The sequence below is a fragment of the Flavobacterium cupreum genome (genome assembly GCF_003996965.1).
In the GTDB taxonomy this organism is placed as follows: Bacteria; Bacteroidota; Bacteroidia; order Flavobacteriales; family Flavobacteriaceae; genus Flavobacterium; species Flavobacterium cupreum.
Window position 1 is genome coordinate 270,720 of the sequence record NZ_QWDM01000001.1, and the last position, 21,320, is coordinate 292,039.

Sequence of the window (21,320 nt, forward strand, 5' to 3'; positions counted from 1 at the left end):
AAAATATTTTTTTTCTCTGAACCACTTTGTATTTAAAAATTAGGGCTTATTCTATTAATCATTTCAAAATCACTCTGGAGAATATAATTACCGTTCCTGTTATTCTTTGTATACGAAAAAACAGGTAAAAGGTTTTTTAGAAATACAGATAAAAGAATTATTACTAAAAGATTTTTATTTTTTACAACTCAACATAGGTGTAAAGAAAAATTTGGAAATCATTTATAAGTTCCTGTTTACTTCTCGAAGTATTCATTACATTAATGTCTGTAACACTTTCAAATTGATGCAGCAGTTGTTCATTAAAAGTACAAACGACCAGGGGCACTCCTCTTCTGTAAATTTTCATTAAATCAAATAAATTTTTCTCGGAATAAATCACGAAAAAGGCCAGCAGGTATTCGTTTTGAAAGCTTTCTAAATCGAAAGTTGTATCAAATTTTTTAAATATTTTAAAGTCATATACTTCTCCAAACACTTTAGTTAAAAATCTTGAAAAACCATGCTGATTGTCATAAATCAATACTTTGTTATTTTCCATATTATTAAAGTTTTTAAATTATTTTCTATTATCTGAAATTGTAAAAAAACAGCTTTTACAAACATTTTTGGTAAAGGTAAAGATGAACTTTCAAAGCATTGCTAACCAGGTAATATCTGGTCACTTTCAGTTTATATCCGGTTACTTTCAATTTATATTCGTATAAAAACATAACTCTTCAGAGACGAACAAACAAATGCCATATTCAAAAGAAAAAAACTTAACGCTGAGTCCCAAATATTGACCAGGAATCTGCCTGTTACTGATACCCCCCAATATCAAAAAACAAGCAGAAAACCTGAGACAATAAAAATGAAAAAAAAGGAAATTATGCCATCGTCAATAAAACCAAACAAAAAACATCATTCTATTAATACCTAATAATTTAATTTCTCCAAAAACATAAACTTTCATTAGATTTTATAGCTATCCGGCATAATTCCAATATTTAATCCTATCCTTTTTCTCCTTTTAAAAAAAGTAGTGCTTATCTGAAATTTATTTTTTTAGTGAATCAGCCAGTTGCATTTCTGCCGGCCCATTCACTCGTTCATTATGTTGATGCGAAAGTACAATCGGATAAAGTTAATTTCCAAAACCGATTTATAACTGTAGGGTTTTAATTGATATTCGTAAATTTCAGGGCCAAATTTTGGTTTTTTGACCCCGAATTTTAAATATTATCGTTTGGATTTTACAGCAAAAAAAATTCAAAATGGCCATTTTTAATGTCATTTGGATTTGAAATACACAATCTGTTGATGCAATAAATAGTTCAATTAAATGTTTATATCAATTAGGCAGTAGCATATTTTGCTCTAATGCCTGATTGTTTTATTTATTAATTATTAAGAGAATTATGAAAAGTATATTGTTTTTAATTATAGTGACTGCTGTTTCCCTGCAGGGACAAGCGCAGGAACTGAATACTAAATTTAAGTCGATCCCCGCCAAGGAATCCCCTGTTAAAGAGGTCATTCCTCCCAAAGAAATTTCCCCAAAGGTCAATCCGCCCGCTGTTGTGGAAAAACCGGATCCGCTGAAGATTGATCCGAAAGAACTTTTTAAGGATACAAATCTTTATAAACCGGATTCCAATACCAATGAAATTGCTTACAGACGAAATCAGTATTTAGGAGGTTTCAGGACGAAATCATTTACGTCGACCGTCCGTTATCGTGATGCTGCTTTTGTAGACGGCGATAAAATCAAAGTTTATCTGAATGATAAGGTCATTGAACCGGAAGTTGGTCTGGACGGGGAATTTAAAGGATTCAAAATAACTTTGGTGGAAGGCCTTAACAAAATAGACTTTGAAGCTTTGAATGAAGGATTTGCTTCCCCAAATACGGCTCAGTTTGAAGTGTTTGATGATAAAGGGGCTGTTATTTATTCAAGCCAGTGGAATGTGGGTACCGGATATAAAGCTACCATTTTACTGCTTAAGGAATAAAATTCAGTACATTAGTCGAGGCAATACTATTAAAAAAAGGGGAAGTGAAACAAATCACTTCCCCTTTTCTATACGCTTATTTTTAGCTTTATTTTGCCACTTTTTTAAATCTCATCATAGGAACATCTCCTTCAATTAAATTTAGCTTCCCGTCTTTATCTAGAGAATAGCTTGTAATTTTTTTCATTTGCCTTAAAAATTGCTGCTCTCCGCCTCCGTCACAAAACATCATTGTTGCCGGGCCCGGTTCTCCAAAAGTCAGTGCTGTTCCGTTTAAGGTATAAGGGGCGCTGTACCCGTTACAGCCGTTATTTCCGAATACTTTAGTTTCTTTCTGATCAAAAGTAATTTGCGGTTTTTTATTTGGATATAATCCTTCAAAAGCAATTCTTGGTCCGGAAATGTATTCCAGTTCCCAGGTTGTATCATAAAGACCGGCTGTACTTTTAGCCTCTTTTGATGCCATACAGGAATTAAGTAATAGAGTTGAAAATGAAACGATTGCGATTATGTAATTTCTCATAAAGTCTGTTTTTTTGTTATTATTTTTTGTTATTTAAAGATTAAAGTTACTTATAAAATTATAAAAAGCATCCCTGTAAAAATAACTTTCTCAATATTCGTGCCTTATTTCACTGTTTATTCCTTCTTTCGATATTTAAATAGTGAAATATGCTGCAGACACTATCGTGCACTTTTTTCCATCGCCAGAATTACCAAAATTTTATCATCTGGTTGTTTTGGCCTTTTGAAAATAAATTTTAAGTCACCCAAGCTATGTTTTTTTCTTTAGAAAAATATTTCACACTTACAATAAGGGTCGCGTAAAAATATAAGAAAAAAATTAATAAAAAAAAATAATCAAAATAGAATTAATTCATTTAGAATGAATTAGCTTTAAACTAAATTAATTGAAAGACTAATTTGACCACAAAAACAGGTATTTCTACGTGCTTCCACAAGTAGCCAATACGGTAGATTTGTTACATATACTAAACAAAAACTATTACTAATCAATTTAATCAATTTTATTATGGAAGAATTTTTAGGAGTTGTAAAACTTTTTGCAGGAAATTTCGCACCAAGAGGCTGGGCGCTTTGTAACGGACAAATAATGTCTATTGCTCAGAATAATGCTCTATTCGCAATTTTAGGTACTACTTACGGCGGAAATGGCCAAACTACATTTGCATTACCAAATTTACAGGGATCTGTTGCTATTGGTGCAGGAAATGGTGGTGGTTCCAACTATGTGTTAGGTCAGGTTGCCGGTACGCCGACTGTTAGTCTTTTGACAAGTAATTTACCAGCTCACGTTCACGCCGGTCCTGCTACTTTAGCAGTAAGTAGTGCGAATTCAACTGATGCAGTACCTGTAGCGGGAGCTTCAATAGCTACACCCGGATCGATAGTTTCAAGAGCATTTGCCCCTACATTAGGTTTCACTACATCAACTCCGAACGTTAACCTTACAACAAGCATTGTGACTGGTGCCACGGGTAATAACATACCGGTATCTATAATGCAGCCTTATGTGGCCTTAACGTACATTATTTGTCTTGAAGGTATTTTCCCTTCCAGAAACTAATTAGTAAGCACTTTCTTTTACGTTATATGACCATTGTGGAATTTCACTAAAATCATATACTAACTGAATTTCAGAGTAAGCACTAAGATTATACAGGGATACCACACAAAAAGGATTGGTGATATAGGATTCAGCAGTTTTTAACTCAATATCCCCGAATATCCTAAGTGCTGTAAAAATGCATACATCCGGATGATTACTAAAATCGGCCGGCAGCTTATAAAAGCAGCTTTCAAATTTTGAACCGCTGTTGTAGCTGTCAAAATGTTCTTTGTTTATTGTAAATAATCTATCAACAAATACATTGTCAGTATAGGGCTGCATATCATTGCGGCCCTTTACTTCCTTAGTGTTTTTGAGATATGGCTCATAAGCAAAAAAGGTATAGGCAAGATCAATTCTTATTTCTTCGGGAATCAATATGGCATCAGAAGTCAATTGACTGAGAATATTTTTTGTAATGGCTACCTGAGGCTCACGGGTAAGTGCGTAGTGCATCGTTTCGGTAATGGCAAGGTCGATCACAAAATCTGTTGGTTTGGTATAGGTAATGGCGTTTGCTTCTATAAGTTGCAAATCATATTCCTCAAGACCGATAACAGTTAAGAGATTGTGTACCGATGCTATGGATTCGGCATTGATGTCTACTAAAACAGCTTTAATTCTCTCTTTACCAAATAATGGAAGTAAAGGCAGAATTAATGTTGCGTATGGGCCACATCCTGCATAAAGGATATTAATGCTTCTTTCCGGGAAATCCAGACATAATTTAGTTAAGGCCTGGTAAACTCCTTTTATAAAGAAAACGGTACGCAAATAATCATCAACACAGTCAGCAGCGCCTGAACTGGATAAAGCAACGCCACCTTTTATAAGAGTTTCATTAGTTTCCGAATTCTTAATCGTCGTCGTTTTTTTATAAAAAACAGAAAGCTGCTCCGCCCACTTTACATGCTCATTAACAGTGTCTGAGGCGATGATAGATTTAACAATAAATGTAAGTTCCTGTTTATACATACTTTACAACTTTAAGAATCTTTCTTTTTAAAGTTAGAAATATAAGTTAAAAATATAATGCAACAATACGATCAGATCAATTTAATCTCAATGAATTATGAAAAAACTTTACTTATTAATCATCTTTCTGTTTTTTGCAATACCCCATATTGGGGCGCAAACCACGGAAACATTTGAAACCGCTACTAATAATTCCAGCAGTTTTACAAATGGCACAAAAACGTTTAATTTAACCAGCAGTTATCTTAGCTTTAAGGTCTACCCGCTTGCAAGCGGGGGCTATAATGGCTCAGGTAAATTTATTCAGGTGGAAGATTCACCAGGACCGGAAGGTTTCGGACAGAGTGGTACTATTACTGATGCTACCGGAAGCTTTAAGCTGAGTAGTTTATGGATTTATGTAACCGGTAATGCCGCTTTTACTCCGGGTGTTACCGGTGACGGCCTGGCCGGTTCCATTACTTTTACAGGTAGACTGGGCGGGGTACAAAAATTTTCAGTAATTAAAACTACAACCGGTGCCAATCTGGGTACTGCACTTCCCGCTAATGGCTTTATACAAATTAACTTCGCTACCGAAGGAGGTTCGGACAATACCGCTATTAACATCGATCAGCTTGAAATTAAATTAAGCAGTAACTATGATTATCTTGCTGTTGATGATTTCAGGTTTGCAAATGGTGCCTCGGCACCTACAGTGACAACCGCTGCAGCTACAAATGTAGGAGCAGTAAAAGCAACACTAGGTGGTAATGTAACTGCCGATGGCGGTGATGCTACCATTGAAAGAGGAATTGTCTGGGCAACCACAACAAACCCGACAACATCAAATAATAAAATACAAATCGGTACCGGTACAGGTACCTTTACTAATACTGTGGGATTATTTCCTGCTTCTACTCTTATTTACTATAAAGCATATGCCAAAAATTCCGGAGGAACGAGTTATGGCGCTGAGCTAACCTTTACGACCGGAGCTGCCCTGAGTACTTCTTCGACACCACAAACTAATGTTTCGTGTAATGGAGGAGCTAATGGAACCGCAACAGTAAATGTAACAGGGGGGAAAACGGCGTATACGTATTCCTGGTCACCATCAGGAGGAACGGGAGCCACCGCTACAGGACTGGTTATGGGTAATTATACTGTCACCATCACAGATGCTGAAGCAACTCAGATAACGAGATCTTTTACTATAACACAACCACCGGCTATTAGTCTGGCCACAGGAGCAAGTACCAATGTATCCTGTTTTGGAGGATCGAATGGTACGGCTACTGTTATCCCCTCCGGAGGAACAGGAACCGGTACCTATACCTATTCATGGTCGCCATCTGGTGGTACAGGAGCAACTGCTTCCGGATTAGCCACTGGTACTTATACCGTAACGGTTACAGATGCGAATAGCTGTCAGGCAACCAGAACGTTTACAATTACACAGCCTACTGCAGCTCTTAATGCCAGTGCCGGAAGCCAAACCAACGTTTCCTGTTTTGGAGGTACTAATGGTACAGCTACCGTTGCCCCAACAGGAGGAACTACCGGATATACCTATTCATGGTCACCATCAGGAGGAACTGCTGCTACGGCTTCAGGACTCGCCGTTGGTACTTATACCGTAACGGTTACAGATGCGAATAGCTGTCAGGCCACTAAAACTTTTAGTATTACACAACCTGCTGCTGCTCTTGTAGCTTCCCCTTCAGCCCAAACCAATGTATCCTGCAATGGAGGTACTAACGGTTCAGCTACAGTAAGTGCAACCGGTGGAACTTCCGGATATACGTATTCATGGTCACCATCAGGCGGAACTGCAGCTACGGCTTCAGGATTGGCCGCTGGTACCTATACTGCAACAGTTACAGATGCCAATGGATGTACTGCAACTCAAACTTTTACAATTACACAACCTGCCACTGCTCTTGTAGCTTCCCCTTCAGCCCAAACTAATGTATCCTGCAATGGAGGTACTAATGGTTCAGCCACGGTAAGTGCTACTGGCGGAACTCCTTCTTATACCTATTCCTGGTCACCATCTGGCGGAACTGCTGCTACGGCTTCAGGACTAGCCGCTGGTACTTATACAGCCACTGTTACAGATGCTAATGGATGTACGGCAACACAAACTTTTACGATTACGCAACCAAATATTCTTGTTGCTTCTGCCGCAGCCCAGACCAATGTATCCTGCAATGGAGGTACAAACGGTTCAGCGACGGTAAGTGCAACCGGTGGAACTACCGGATATACGTATTTGTGGTCACCATCAGGTGGAACTGCAGCGACAGCTTCAGGCTTAAGTGCAGGAACCTACACAGCAACCGTTACAGATGCCAACGGATGTACTGCCACTCAGACTTTTACCCTTACAGAACCGGGTGTTCTAATCGCTTCGGCGGCAGCCCAAACCAATGTATCTTGTAATTCAGGATCTAACGGTTCAGCGACTGTAAGTGCAACCGGAGGAACTTCCGGATACACCTATTCCTGGTCACCTGTCGGTGGAACTGCCGCTACGGCATCAGGATTAACTGCTGGTACGTATACCGTTACCGTTACAGATGCCAACGCATGTACTGCCACGCAAACTTTTACAATTACAGAACCAGCGACAGCACTTACAGCTTCGCCAGTATCCCAAACCAATGTATCCTGCAATGGAGGTACTAACGGTTCGGCAACAGTAAATGGAACTGGTGGAACTGCCGGATATACCTATTCCTGGTCACCATCAGGAGGAACTGCTGCTACGGCTTCAGGACTGGGTGCAGGAACCTATACCGTTACCGTTACAGATGCCAACGGATGTGCGGCAACACAAAGTTTTACTCTTACAGAACCAGGTGTTCTTACAGCTTCGCCACTATCCCAAACCAATGTCTCCTGCAATGGAGGTACTAATGGTTCAGCAACGGTAAGTGCCACTGGTGGAACTACCGGATATACCTATTCCTGGTCACCTTCAGGAGGAACTGCTGCAACAGCTTCAGGACTAACTGCAGGAACGTACACGGCAACTGTTACAGATGCCAACGGATGTACTGCAACGCAAACTTTTACCATTACAGAACCAACTGTTCTTGTCGCTTCTGCATCGGCTCAAACCAATGTATCCTGTAATTCAGGATCGAATGGATCTGCGACAGTAAGTGCAACAGGAGGAACTAGCGGCTATACGTATTCCTGGTCACCTTCAGGAGGAACTGCTGCAACAGCTTCAGGACTAACTGCAGGAACGTACACGGCAACTGTTACAGATGCCAACGGATGTACTGCCACTCAGACTTTTACCCTTACAGAACCAACTGTTCTTGTCGCTTCTGCCTCGGCTCAAACCAATGTTTCCTGTAATTCAGGTTCGAATGGAGCTGCTACGGTAAGTGCAACAGGAGGAACTGGTACTTATACTTATTCGTGGTCGCCTTCAGGCGGAACTGCTGCTACGGCATCAGGACTGACTGCAGGAACGTACACCGCAACGGTTACAGATGCAAACTCATGTGTTGCAACGCAAACTTTTACGATTACAGAACCAGCAACAGCCCTTACGGCTGTACCTGTAGCTCAAACGAATATCGTTTGTAATTCAGGCGCGACCGGATCTGCAACAGTAAGTGCAACCGGAGGAACTCCTTCCTATACGTATTCATGGTCCCCATCAGGAGGAACTGCTGCTACGGCAACAGGACTAACTGCAGGAACATATACCGTAACTATTACGGATGCAAACGGATGCACCGCAGCACAAAGCTTTACCATTACAGAACCAGCTACTGCCCTTACAGCTTCAGCCGCAGCTCAAACCAATGTTTCCTGTAATTCAGGATCTAACGGATCTGCGACAGTAAGTGCAACAGGCGGAACTCCGGGATATAGCTATTCCTGGTCACCTTCAGGCGGAACTGCAGACACAGCAACAGGTTTAACAGCAGGAACGTATACCGTAACGGTTACGGATGCCAACGGATGTACTGCTACACAAAGTTTTACGATTACAGAACCGGGTGTTCTTACCGCTTCTGCCGGAGCTCAGACCAATGTATCCTGTAATTCAGGATCTAACGGATCTGCTACGGTAATCGCAGCGGGCGGAACTAGCGGATATACCTATTCCTGGTCTCCATCAGGTGGAACCGCAGACACAGCAACAGGTTTAACAGCAGGAACTTATACAGCCACTGTTACAGATGCCAACGGATGTACTGCCACTCAAAGTTTTACGATTACTGAACCAACTGTTCTTGTCGCTTCTGCCTCGGCTCAAACCAATGTATCCTGTAATTCAGGTTCGAATGGAGCTGCTACGGTAAGTGCAACAGGAGGAACCGGTACTTATACTTATGCATGGTCCCCTTCAGGTGGAACTGCAGCAACAGCTTCAGGACTAACTGCAGGAACGTACACCGCAACTGTTACAGATGCCAACGGATGTACTGCAACGCAAACTTTTACCATTACAGAACCAGCAACAGCCCTTACGGCTTTGCCTGTAGCTCAAACAAATATCGCTTGTAATTCAGGAGCGACCGGATCTGCGACAGTAAGTGCAACCGGAGGAACTCCTTCTTATACGTATTCATGGGCACCATCAGGAGGAACTGCTGCAACAGCAACAGGACTAACTGCCGGAACCTATACCGTAACTATTACAGATGCGAACGGATGTACTGCAACACAAAGCTTTACCATTACAGAACCTGCTACTGCCCTTACAGCTGCAGCCGCAGCCCAAACCAATGTATCCTGCAATGGAGGAACTAACGGTTCAGCTACAGTAAGTGCAACAGGTGGAACTGCAGGATATACCTATTCATGGTCGCCTTCAGCAGGAACTGCTGCAACAGCTTCAGGACTAACTGCGGGAACATACACCGCAACTGTTACAGATGCTAACGGATGTACTGCAAAGCAAACTTTTACGATTACAGAACCAACTGTTCTTGTCGCTTCTGCATCGGCTCAAACCAATGTATCCTGTAATTCAGGATCGAATGGATCCGCTACGGTAAGTGCAACAGGTGGAACTGCTGGATATACCTATTTATGGTCACCTTCAGGCGGAACTGCCGACACGGCAACAGGACTAACTGCTGGAACGTACACCGCAACGGTTACCGATGCCAACGGATGTACTGCCACACAAAGTTTTACGATTACAGAACCAACTGTTCTTGCAGCTTCACCTGTAGCACAGACTAATGTTTCCTGTAATTCAGGATCGAATGGTTCTGCTACGGTAAGTGCAACAGGCGGAACTGGTACTTATACTTACTTATGGTCCCCTTCAGGTGGAACTGCCGACACGGCAACAGGTTTAATTGCAGGAACGTACACCGCGACTGTTACAGATGCCAACGGATGTACTGCAACACAAACTTTTACCATTACAGAACCTGCAACTGCTCTTACGGCTTCGCCAGTAGCACAAACCAATGTATCCTGCAATGGAGGTACTAACGGTTCTGCTACGGTAAGTGGAACAGGAGGAACTCCTTCCTATACGTATTCATGGTCACCTTCAGGCGGAACTGCTGCTACGGCAACAGGACTAACTGCAGGAACATACACCGCAACGGTTACAGATGCCAACGGATGTACTGCAACACAAAGTTTTACCATTACAGAACCAAGTATGCTTACAGCTTCTGCCGGAGCTCAAACCAATGTTTCCTGTAACTCAGGATCTAATGGTTCAGCTACAGTAAGTGCAGCTGGTGGAACTGCCGGATATACCTATTTATGGTCACCGTCAGGAGGAACCGCTGCAACGGCTTCAGGATTAACCGCAGGAACTTATACGGCGACTGTTACAGACGCCAACGGATGTACTGCTACACAAAGTTTTACCATTACGGAACCGGGTGTTCTTACGGCTTCTGCCGGAGCTCAGACCAATGTATCCTGTAATGCAGGAACTAACGGATCTGCAACAGTAATCGCAGCGGGTGGAACTAGTGGATATACCTATTCATGGTCACCTTCAGGCGGAACTGCCGACACAGCAACAGGATTAGTTGCAGGAACGTACACAGCAACGGTTACAGATGCTAACGGATGTACCGCAACGCAAAGTTTTACGATTACAGAACCAACTGTTCTTACCGCTTCTGCAGGAACTCAGATTAACGTATCCTGTAATTCAGGAGCTAACGGATCTGCAACGGTAATCGCAGCTGGGGGAACTAGCGGATATACCTATTCATGGTCTCCTTCAGGCGGAACTGCCGATACAGCAACAGGACTAAGCGTAGGAACTTATACAGCGACTGTAACTGATGCCAACGGATGTACTGCAACTCAGACTTTCACTATTACAGAACCAACTGCCCTAACGGCTGCTGACGGTGGACAAACCAATGTAACTTGTAATTCAGGATCGAATGGTTCTGCGACAGTGATCGCGGCCGGTGGAACTGGTACTTATACTTACGCATGGTCACCATCTGGCGGAACTGCTGCTACGGCAACAGGATTAAGTGAGGGAACTTATACTGTAACCGTAACAGATGCAAACGGATGTGCAGCAATACAAAGCTTTACTATTACACAGCCTCAGGCTCTTCTTGCTACTCCTTTAATACAAACTAATGTGAGCTGCAAGGGAGGTTCAAATGGATCTGCCTCAATAGTTGCTTCCAGAGGAACTGGTGCATACACCTATTCATGGGCACCTTACGGAGGAACTGCTGCAACAGCAACGGGTCTGATTGCCGGAACCTATACTATAACAGTAACGGATGCCAATGGATGTATTGCAACGCAAAGTTTTACCATTACAGAACCTCAGGCACTTACAGCTACCTTTACACAAACTAACGTAAGTTGTGCTGGAGCAGCAGACGCTTCGGCAACTGTTATTCCTGCAGGTGGGGCTACTCCATACACGTATGCATGGTCACCATCAGGCGGAACTGCCGCTACAGCTTCGGGATTGGCTTCGGGAACTTATACCGTAATTGTTACCGACGGAAACGGATGTACAGTAACACAACCAATCACTATCGTAACGTCTCCGGACACCACTGCTCCGGTACCTAACGTAGCGAATCTTCCGGCGATTACTAATTCTTGTGCTGTTTTAGCAGCTGAAATAGCAGTGCCAACAGCAACTGATAGCTGTGCAGGAACGATTACTGCTACAACATCCTCACCATTAAATTATACTTCAGCCGGTACTTATGTGATTATCTGGAGTTATGATGATGGTCATGGAAATATTTCAACACAAAACCAAACCGTTACTGTAACGGCTTCACCTTTATATCAGGTTACTTTTACAGATGCAGAAGTTACTTATAATGGAAGCCTTCAAACGCTTTCCGTTGCAGGTCTTCCGACCGGAGCTACAGTTGCGTATTCAACAGCACCGGCAACAGGAAATGCAAACGGCGCAATTGATGCAGGTGTTTACACTATTACTGCAGTGGTATCTCCGGCAGCCGGAACGCCAAATTGCTCTCCTGTTACCTTAACAGCAGAACTTACGATCAGTAAAGCGGCCCAAACTATTACTTTTGCACCAATACCTGTGAAAACACTTGGAGCAAATAACACGTTCAGTCTGGGAGCTACTGCAAGTTCAGGTTTACCGGTGACGTATTCTTTCACCTATACTTCTGCGTTGCCACCGGCTACTGTTACTCCGGCAGGTTTGGTAACCATGCTTAGAACAGGTCAGGGAATTATTACTGCAAACCAAGGTGGTGATGCTAATTACCTTCCTGCAGCGGGTGTAGCACAAACGATGACCATCATGAACAGCAATGCTGATATTACACAAATCACTATTGGAGGCGTTGTTTATAATAATCCACCGTTAGTAATTAATTATTTGTTGGAATGTGGTGAACAAAATCTTACGGTAGCTATTGTAAACGATGCCAACGCAACGATTACGCCAAGTGCCAATTTTACCATTCCGTTGCCTAAGCCAGGAATTTACAACCAGCCGATTACGGTAACTTCAGAAGACGGAAGTGTGGTTAAAAATTACAATCTGGTGATCGAAAAACCTTTTGGTTTCTATGACATTGTTAAAATGAAATTCAACAATACGCTTTTAGTAAACAACAATCCTTTAACCAATGGTGGTTATGAGTTTGTTGCCTACGAATGGTACAAAAATGGTGTCCTGATAGGAACCGGTCAGTATTATTCAGCCGGTAACAGTCAAAACAACACCTTAGACCCGACTGCGGATTATAAAGTAAAAGTGACTACCAAAGATGGAAAAGTACTTCAAACTTGTACAGACAAGATTGTATTACAAAATTCACTTCAGGTAAAACTTTATCCTAATCCTGCTGAAAAAGGAAAAGTGGTTACTGTTGAAGCAGATTTCCCTGAAGACGAACTAAAAGATATGCAAATTAGCTTATACTCTGTTTCAGGACAACTGATCAAAACATTGAAATCATCAACGGTAAAAACTGAAGTACAACTACCTGCAAATGCAGATGGTAATATGTTTGTTGTGGTGATTGAAGCGGCAAGTTTCAAGAAAACACTAAAAGTACTTGTAAAATAAATAAAATCTGCCAGTGCTGTTTTTTAACCGCACTGGCATAATATAATTTCAATATGAAAAAAAATATCACAAACCATATAGCTTCTTTATCGATGGTTACTGCTCTTTTAGGCACCTGCTTAAGTAGTTACGGTCAGGATAAAAATTATGAAATTTCCATTGCTGTTGCAGGTCCCTCATCCTTTATTAAATTTGATTCACCAGGCGTTGACTTAGTGGAAGGAAACGGATTTAGTGCAGGACTTCGTTATTCATATTATTTAAATGAAGGACTAAGTATTGGAATTGGTGCTGAATATCAGTCTTATCAATCGGATGCCAAATTTCAGTCTCTATCAGGGCAATACAACACTGTTGATGCTGAAAATGAATCCTTTCAATTCAGATACAAGGCTGCAAATTTAAGGGAAAACCAAAAATTAGGCTACATCAATGTTCCGATCAACATTCAGTTTGAAACTCCGGGAACCAGTCAATTGTATCTTTCTGCAGGTGCCAAAGTGGGTTTTGCCATCAATGGTTCTTATGAATCAACGATTGACAATCTGACTACCAGCGGTTATTATCCGCAGTACAACGTAGAATTGTTTGCTCCGGCTTTTGCAGGATTTGCAAGTACGAATAATATAAAAGTCGGCAAAGAAGATCTTGATACCGAAGTTTCCTATTCCGCTACTTTTGAAACAGGGCTAAAACAAAAATTGGGTGACAAAATTTCCTTCTACATTGGTGCTTACCTGGATTATGGACTGAACAATATTTACGACAAAGAAAGTACTAAAAACGTGGTGCAGTACAATGCTGCCTTACCGGTTCAGTTAGGACACAATACCGTATTGAATTCCCAATACGCAAACGACGTGAGATTAGTTTCTTACGGGATAAGGTTACGATTTGCTATTCGTTAAATACTTAATTAGATTACGAAAAAAGGCATACTTAACGGTATGCCTTTTTTTATGGGCTGTATTTTAAAATAGCACCTGAGCATTTTTTTTATTACACCTTACTGATCGCATCCACAAAATAAGGAGAGTCGTTCCATCTGATTTTTCGGTAGCTGACATTGGTTTTAATAGCCTCCGGGAGACAGCTCCAGATCGCTTCATTCATTTTTTCCAGTAATAATTTTTTCGAAAAAGTATCTGAAACCACAAAACTGATTTCACGCACCGGCTTCGGATCTTTGAAAGGCTTAAAGAGTTCCTTTTCTTTTTCATTCAAAGTAGAAAGCTGCGGAATAATCGCAAAGCCTAATTCGGCGCGGACAAGATTCTTCAAAGTTTCAATAGAACTGATATCGTAACTGAACTGGTCTTTTATCGGTCCCGGTGCTTTCAATCCGCAGATGTCCAGCAATTGTGCATTATAACAATATTCATTCTGTAGCAGCAACAACATCGGTTTATCCCCGGGCTGAATTTCATAAAAATTCTCCTTTGCCATCGGATGTTCCTTATTCAGGTAGGCTACAAAAGGTTCCTGAAAAACCGGATGTTCGATGAGGTTCTTATTTCCGGTTGGCGTAGCCATAATCGCCACATCAAGTGCCCCGGTTTCGACATCATGCATGAGCTGTCCGGTGTTGGCTTCTTTAATAATAAAATGAACCTTGGGCGTAATCTCTTTCATCACTTTAATAAAAAGCGGAATCAAATAAGGCGATAAAGTCGAAATCACCCCGATTTTCAATTCCCCTTCCAGTGCGTTTTTCTCATTGACCACAAAATCACGGATTTCATTGGTCTCTCGCAAAATCTTTCTGGCACGGTTGATAATCTCTTTTCCGAGTACGGTTGGCGTTAAAGGAACCTTCGCCCGGTCAAAAATTTTAATTCCGATTTCTTCTTCAAGATTTTTTAGCTGAATGGTCAGTCCCGGCTGAGAAACCATACAGACCTCGGCAGCCTTAGCAAAATGCCGCTCTTCGTCAAGAGCCACGATGTATTTTAATTGTTGAATCGTCATGATTATAATTTTAATTTATAAAGGTACAAAATTATTAATTTGATTTATAATCACCTTCGTCCTAAATTTGTCTCATCAAATCAGAACAACGATTTGGAAAACTAAAAAAATTTTAAATAACAAATAAAAAATCAGGATCATGAAATTTACAAGAACAGCAAACGCAAATTGGAAAGGTACAGGAATGGAAGGAAACGGAACCATCAGTACACAAAGCACCACATTAAACAATGCACAATTATCTTTTAAAACCCGTTTTGCAGAAGGCGTGGGAACCAATCCGGAAGAATTAATCGCAGCGGCACATTCAGGATGTTTTACAATGCAGTTAAGCTTTTTATTATCAGAAGCAGGTTTTGTACCGGAAGATTTAAATACAAAAGCAAAAGTAAGTTTTGAAGACGGTACCATCACTTTAATCCAGTTGGAACTGGAAGGAAAAGTTCCCGGAATCTCAGAAGGACAATTTCAGGAACTGGCTCAAAAAGCAAAAGCAATCTGTCCGATTTCTAAATTACTGAACACCGAAATCACATTATCAGTCGTATTAACAGCTTAATTATCAACTATTAATTATTAATTAAAAATTAAATTCAAATACTATGAAAACAACAACTATAAAAGAACAATTGAATCACTATTTCATGTTCGCCGTATTATTTTTCTCTTTCTTCTTTTCAGCTACGATTGCAACTGCACAAAATACACCGGCTGTCAAAAATGTAGTTTTAGTGCATGGCGCCTTCGCGGATGGTTCAGGCTGGAGAGGATTATACGATATCTTATCTAAAAAAGGATATCATGTAACGATCGTTCAAAATCCACTTTCTTCCCTTGAAGATGATGTAAGAGCAACCAATTTAGCCCTTGACAAACAAGACGGGCCAACCATTTTAGTCGGACATTCCTGGGGTGGAACGGTAATTACAGAAGCCGGAAATCATCCGAAAGTAGTTGCTTTGGTATATGTGGCAGCCTTACAGCCTGATAATGGGGAAAACTCTGTACAATGGCTTCAAACTGCGCCTCCGGCTCCGGAAAATGGTGTTTTAGCACCGGATGATAAAGGAGTAGTTTATTACGATCAGGCAAAATTCCACGCAGGATTTGCAGGAGATCTTCCAAAAGACCAGTCCGATTTTATGTTTGCCTCACAAGGTGCCTTTTATGCAAAAGGTTTTGGAACTCCGATTACACAGGCAGCCTGGAGAACTAAACCAGCTTACGGAATCGTGGCAACGGAAGATAAAAGTATCAGCCCTGATATCGAACGTGCGATGTACAAACGTTCTAAAACAAAAATAACAGAAATAAAAGGAAGTCACGTAGTGTTTATTTCTCAGCCTAAAGCAGTGGCAGAAGTGATCATTACAGCCTCAAAAGAAGTGGCTAAAAAATAATGCTCTTATTATAAAGGTTAATCAAACTCCGGCAATCTGTCGGAGTTTTTTATTTGTATTCACAAAGCATTCTGGCCGCATTTTTAGCCATTTTCATGGTATCGCCACTTCGCGTTACTTTACTGCGAATGATGGCCCCTTCAAAAAGCATCATGATCTGAACAACCAGTTCATTGTGATTGGGCAAATTCGCTTCTTTCAGCGCAACATCAATAAGCGTTTGTATTCCAGAAGTATAAGCATCACAGCTGGCCTCGATCTCATTGCCCTTGTTGGTATATTCTGTTTTGGCATTCATAACAAAACAACCATTAAACGGCCCCTCTTCTGCCCTTTCGATCAAAAAATCAAAAATACGCAGCATCTTATCCACAGGCTTAGCGTTCGGATCACTATTGATATACCTTAAAATGATTTCATGCATGTTGGTTCGGTAATAATCGATGGTGGCAAGAATCAGCCCTTCTTTCGAACCAAAATGTTTGTACAAAGTCCGTTTAGAAATACCTGTCCCTTCCATGACGGTGTCCACACCCGTCGCATGAAAGCCGTTTTTGTAAAAAGTATCAAAAGCAAACTTCACCATTTCTTCCCGTTTCAGGGACTTCGCAGAGGTTTCTGAATTATTTTTCATTTTTTTCTTCTTTTTCTTTTGCAAATGTAAACAGTTCTGTATACATTTGCAAGTGTAAACAGATTAGTTTACATCTAATTTGAATTTAAAAAGATCAAAATAAAAAACATTTAAAGTAAAAAATCATGAAAACAAACAATGAATTAGGGACTGCAGTAGTAACAGGAGCATCATCCGGATTGGGAAAAGTATTTGCTGAAAAACTGGCAGCACGCGGTTACAACCTGAAACTGGTAGCCAGACGTGAAGAAAAATTAATAGAACTGGCCGAAAAACTTCGCTCACTATACGGTGTGACCGTTACCAATTTAGTCGCCGATTTAAGTGCAGCAGCAGATCTGGAAAAAGTAGCCAGCGACATTCAAAAAGATTCCAATATCACTTTACTGATCAATAATGCCGGAACTTCTACCCTTGCACCGATAGCGCAGACTTCTATTGAAAAACAAAAAGAAATGGTAGACGTGAACATTACTTCCCTTATGGTATTAACCAATGCCATTCTTCCGTCCTTTATCGAACGTAACGAAGGAACAATCATCAATATCGGTTCGGTATTGGGGGCTTTTACTTTACCGATAAGCAGCGTATACAGCGGAACAAAAGGTTTTGTGGTACAATACACCAGAGGACTACAGGAAGAGGTAAAAGGAACCAATATCAAAGTGCAACTGGTAAATCCTTCTATTACAGCAACTGAAATCTGGGAAGTGGGCGGAGTGCCATTATCTGCATTGGATCAGGCTGCGATTATGACCACAGAAGATTGTGTGGATGCCGCACTTGCCGGATTAGAGGCCGGTGAATTAGCGACTTTCCCATCCGTTCACAATCAGGAATTAATTGAGGCGTACGAAGAGGCCCGCATCAAATTATTCACAGGTTCACAAACCGGAAAACCTGCTGAACGTTATTTACAAAACTAATTCATTCGTTTATCTATCAAATCTAAACCGGAAGTGGGTCGCTTCCGGTTTTTTGTTTTAGTTATTTTTGAGACCCGGGCGACAATAAACGCAATGCACGCTAGGTTTTTTAATATTGGAACTTTTTAAAAACGCAATGTTCGCAAAGCTGTAATTTATTTAACCGCAACGCACGCAAGGTTTTTTTATCTTAGCAACCTTGTAAAACGCAACGATCGCAAAGCTTTATCTATAATAACTTTGCGGCACGCAAGGTTTTTTTATCTTAGCAACCTTGTAAAACGCAACGATCGCAAAGCTTTATCTATAATAACTTTGCGGCACGATATTGATCGCGATGCATGATTAAAAATCTGTGCAAATCAGTGTAATCTGTGGCATAAAACTTTGCTAACATAGCGTAGATCTTTTTTTAGCCACAGATTAAAGGATTAAAATGATTAAAAATCTGTGGTATAAAAACTTTGCGAACATAGCGTAGACCTTTTGCGTGCGTTGCGGTTAGACTCCTTCAACGTTTTCACATCAAACAAATATTTCACCGATTTAATTTCGACAATCAATTAATTTGTAATTTCGTTTATCCAATTCAAAACAAATGCAAGCCAAAGCCCTTTTAAAAGAACACGTCTTAAAAATTGCGTCACTCACAGACGACGAATTTGATTATTTCTTTTCCCATTTTAAACCGGAAACTTTTAAAAAAGGGCAAAGCATTATTAGTGAAGGAGACGCAGTTGACAAAGAATATTTTGTGATTGACGGCTGCCTGAAGGCTTTCTTTGTCAATGACGAGGTCAAAATGTACATCCTGCAGTTTGCCATGCCCACCTGGTGGGCTTCTGATTATGCGGCACTTTACAATAAAACGAAAGCGACCATAAACGTAGATTGTGTTTCGGATGCTGAAATACTTTCGCTCTCTAACAGTGACCGTGAGAAAATCTGCAGCGAATTGCATCAGGTGGAACATTTTTTCAGATGGAGAACCAACAGAGGGTATGTCGCTGCCCAGAAAAGGTTGCTCTCTTTTATGAATAACGATACCAAAACCCGATACGAAGAACTTCTGGCGCTCTACCCTGCGCTCTACAACACCGTTCCCAAACATTTAATTGCCGCTTATCTGGGTGTTTCCCGCGAAACGTTAAGCCGATTGTATAATGCTTCCAAATAGCCTTTTCACGAATGTGATCTACATCACGTAACCAATTTTGAGAATCGCCATTCCTTTGTACTATAAATTAATAACAATTTAAAAATACAATATTATGGAAACTCAAAATTTTAAAATTGCAACTACACAAAGCAATGTAAACTGGACCGGTAAAAAAGTAACCGGTGCACACAATGGAACAATCGATATTCAGGAAGGAAACTTCACCTTCACCAACGAAGATCTTACCGGAGGAACTGTAGTAATAGACACTACTTCTATCGTAATTCTTGACATAACGGATCCCGCAACTAACCAACAATTTGCCGGACACCTTGCTTCTGATGATTTTTTCTCCACAGACAAATTCCACACCGCTTCTTTAGAAATTACCTCAGCAGCCAGACAATCTGCTACGAACTATTTTGTAGAAGGTAAACTGACCATCAAAGCGATCACACATCCAATCGGATTCAATTTGGAAGTAAAAACCAGCGGTGACGAACTGAAAGCGGCCGGTAAAATTATCGTTGACCGTACCAAATACGATATGAAATTCCGCTCCGGAAATTTCTTCACTAATCTTGGAGACACACTTATCTACAATGAGTTTGAACTGGACGTAGACGTTACAGCAACACTTGCTTAATTTTCAGAAATCATGCCGTACGTAAAAATAGAAGTGACACGCGAAGGTGTTACAAGAGCACAAAAACAACAGCTGATAGCCGGTATTACGACGCTTATTACTGATGTTTTAGATAAAGATCCGAGTCTGACACATGTTGTCATTCAGGAAATAGAATTAGACGACTGGGGTTTTGCAGGGGAACAGGTTTCTGTGCTTCGTGAAAAAGGAATTACCGCACAGAAAAAATAAGCAATTAAAGAACATAACAATGAAAACAATCATAATCACCGGTGCTTCTACCGGAATCGGAAAATCAATCGCTCAGTTATTTCTGGAAAAAGGACATAATCTCGTGATCAACTCAGCGAATTCAGCTAACCTTGAAGCTACTTATCAGGAATTAGGAAATCCGGAGAAAGTAGCCATGGTGGCTGGAGATATTAGTCTTACTGCAACCGGAAAAAAACTGGTTGACACTGCCATAGCCCGTTTTGGCGGTGTAGATGTGCTGATCAATAATGCCGGGATTTTCGAACCAAAATCTTTTCTGGAGGTTGAGGAGAAAGACCTGGATCGTTTTTTAGGTATCAATCTTAAAGGAACTTTTTTTACCAGTCAGTCGGCTGTAAAACAAATGCTGCTGCAAGGTCAGGGTTCGATTATCAATATCGGAACGGTATTAGTAGATCACGCCATTGACGGTTTCCCGGCTACGGCTCCAATTTCGAGCAAAGGCGGAATCCACGCACTGACCCGACAACTTGCCGCTGAATTCGGTAAAAACAATATCCGTGTCAACGCCATAGCGCCCGGCATCATCAGAAGTCCGCTGCAGGCCAAAACCGGAGTAGAAAATGCCGATACCTTGGCCGGTTTGCACCTGCTGAACCGTATCGGAGAAACCAGCGATGTAGCCGAGTTGGCACTCTATCTGGCTGAAAGTAATTTTGTTACCGGAGAAATTATTAATTTAGATGGCGGACACGTTGCCGGTCACAGTATTCTTTAATTTTTTAATCCTTTAAACCTGTTGGGTGTAATTCGAAAACAGAAGTTGTAATGAATTACACCCAGCCGGTTTATTTAAATCCAAAAATTATGGACAATTTTAGCACCAGTGCAGCTTTGATTACTGCGCTAATCATGAATTATTTTAATGGTATTTACAAGGGTGATGCTGCTTTACTGGAAAAGACTTTTCACCCAAAAGCACTAATCGTTGGAGACATTAAGGGAGTGCCTTATTTTAAAACACTGGATCAGTATCTGGAAGGCGTAAAAAGCCGTAAAAGTCCTCAGGAACTCGGAGAAAAATTCAATATGGAAATCATATCTTTAGAAGTCATCAATAATACGGCTGTGGCTAAAGTGAAAGTTCCGATCTTTGACTATAACTATTATGATCAGCTTAGTCTTGCTGTTGTTGATGGCAAATGGGTGATTGTAAACAAATTACTAACTCACGTAAATTAAGCTGTG

Annotated in this window: 17 protein-coding genes; 12 read left to right on the plus strand and 5 right to left on the minus strand. The window is 40.8% G+C overall.

Annotated elements, in window-relative coordinates:
- Positions 1-181: 181 nt before the first annotated feature.
- Entirely contained in the window at positions 182-541 is a 360-nt protein-coding gene (locus tag D0817_RS01180; protein WP_127336559.1) for a hypothetical protein, read from the minus strand.
- Between the two features lie 859 nt (positions 542-1,400).
- Here D0817_RS01180 and D0817_RS01185 point away from each other — a divergent pair.
- Positions 1,401-1,994, plus strand: coding sequence for a hypothetical protein (locus D0817_RS01185; protein ID WP_127336560.1), 594 nt, complete (start codon positions 1,401-1,403; stop codon positions 1,992-1,994).
- Between the two features lie 88 nt (positions 1,995-2,082).
- Here the strand turns inward: D0817_RS01185 and D0817_RS01190 are convergent, their stop codons facing one another.
- The gene (locus tag D0817_RS01190) at positions 2,083-2,517 is read right to left on the minus strand and encodes an META domain-containing protein (protein ID WP_127336561.1); all 435 of its coding nucleotides are present in this window, start codon (positions 2,515-2,517) and stop codon (positions 2,083-2,085) included.
- 510 nt (positions 2,518-3,027) lie between these two features.
- On the opposite strand from D0817_RS01190, the gene D0817_RS01195 reads away from it, so the two are divergent.
- Complete coding sequence (locus D0817_RS01195) at positions 3,028-3,582, plus strand: phage tail protein (protein ID WP_202866462.1); 555 nt, start codon at positions 3,028-3,030, stop codon at positions 3,580-3,582.
- On the opposite strand, the gene D0817_RS01200 is transcribed toward D0817_RS01195, so the two are convergent.
- Positions 3,583-4,599, minus strand: a complete 1,017-nt coding sequence (locus D0817_RS01200; protein WP_127336563.1) for an SAM-dependent methyltransferase — start codon at positions 4,597-4,599, stop codon at positions 3,583-3,585. It lies immediately after the preceding gene.
- Between the two features lie 97 nt (positions 4,600-4,696).
- Between D0817_RS01200 and D0817_RS01205 the strand changes: the two genes are divergently transcribed.
- Both D0817_RS01205 and D0817_RS01210 read left to right on the plus strand, forming a co-directional pair.
- Positions 4,697-13,126, plus strand: coding sequence for a T9SS type A sorting domain-containing protein (locus tag D0817_RS01205; RefSeq protein WP_127336564.1), 8,430 nt, complete (start codon positions 4,697-4,699; stop codon positions 13,124-13,126).
- Positions 13,127-13,179: 53 nt separating this feature from the next.
- Entirely contained in the window at positions 13,180-14,034 is an 855-nt protein-coding gene (locus D0817_RS01210; protein WP_127336565.1) for an outer membrane beta-barrel protein, read from the plus strand.
- A 91-nt stretch (positions 14,035-14,125) separates the two neighbouring features.
- Here the strand turns inward: D0817_RS01210 and D0817_RS01215 are convergent, their stop codons facing one another.
- Positions 14,126-15,094 carry a hydrogen peroxide-inducible genes activator gene (locus D0817_RS01215; protein WP_127336566.1) on the minus strand — a complete coding sequence of 323 codons (969 nt, stop codon included), beginning with the start codon at positions 15,092-15,094 and terminating at the stop codon, positions 14,126-14,128.
- Between the two features lie 139 nt (positions 15,095-15,233).
- Between D0817_RS01215 and D0817_RS01220 the strand changes: the two genes are divergently transcribed.
- The gene (locus D0817_RS01220; protein ID WP_127336567.1) at positions 15,234-15,653 is read left to right on the plus strand and encodes an OsmC family protein; all 420 of its coding nucleotides are present in this window, start codon (positions 15,234-15,236) and stop codon (positions 15,651-15,653) included.
- Positions 15,654-15,696: 43 nt separating this feature from the next.
- A complete protein-coding gene (locus D0817_RS01225) occupies positions 15,697-16,494 on the plus strand; it encodes an alpha/beta hydrolase (RefSeq protein WP_127336568.1) in 798 nt (265 codons plus the stop codon).
- A gap of 49 nt (positions 16,495-16,543) precedes the next feature.
- Here D0817_RS01225 and D0817_RS01230 read toward each other — a convergent pair whose 3' ends face one another.
- Positions 16,544-17,128, minus strand: a complete 585-nt coding sequence (locus D0817_RS01230) for a TetR/AcrR family transcriptional regulator (RefSeq protein ID WP_127336569.1) — start codon at positions 17,126-17,128, stop codon at positions 16,544-16,546.
- A gap of 125 nt (positions 17,129-17,253) precedes the next feature.
- Here D0817_RS01230 and D0817_RS01235 point away from each other — a divergent pair, with 125 nt between their 5' ends.
- The 6 genes from D0817_RS01235 (at position 17,254) to D0817_RS01260 (ending at position 21,314) form a co-directional block, all read left to right on the plus strand.
- The gene (locus D0817_RS01235; protein WP_127336570.1) at positions 17,254-18,054 is read left to right on the plus strand and encodes an SDR family NAD(P)-dependent oxidoreductase; all 801 of its coding nucleotides are present in this window, start codon (positions 17,254-17,256) and stop codon (positions 18,052-18,054) included.
- Positions 18,055-18,652: 598 nt separating this feature from the next.
- Positions 18,653-19,231 carry a Crp/Fnr family transcriptional regulator gene (locus D0817_RS01240; RefSeq protein ID WP_127336571.1) on the plus strand — a complete coding sequence of 193 codons (579 nt, stop codon included), beginning with the start codon at positions 18,653-18,655 and terminating at the stop codon, positions 19,229-19,231.
- Between the two features lie 94 nt (positions 19,232-19,325).
- Positions 19,326-19,859, plus strand: a complete 534-nt coding sequence (locus D0817_RS01245) for a YceI family protein (protein WP_127336572.1) — start codon at positions 19,326-19,328, stop codon at positions 19,857-19,859.
- Positions 19,860-19,871: 12 nt separating this feature from the next.
- Positions 19,872-20,090: a tautomerase family protein gene (locus D0817_RS01250; protein WP_127336573.1), complete on the plus strand. Its 219-nt coding sequence runs from the start codon at positions 19,872-19,874 to the stop codon at positions 20,088-20,090.
- 19 nt (positions 20,091-20,109) lie between these two features.
- Positions 20,110-20,850 carry an SDR family NAD(P)-dependent oxidoreductase gene (locus D0817_RS01255; protein WP_127336574.1) on the plus strand — a complete coding sequence of 247 codons (741 nt, stop codon included), beginning with the start codon at positions 20,110-20,112 and terminating at the stop codon, positions 20,848-20,850.
- An 89-nt stretch (positions 20,851-20,939) separates the two neighbouring features.
- Positions 20,940-21,314 (plus strand): nuclear transport factor 2 family protein, encoded by a 375-nt coding sequence (locus D0817_RS01260; RefSeq protein ID WP_127336575.1) that lies wholly within the window; start codon positions 20,940-20,942, stop codon positions 21,312-21,314.
- Positions 21,315-21,320: the final 6 nt, after the last annotated feature.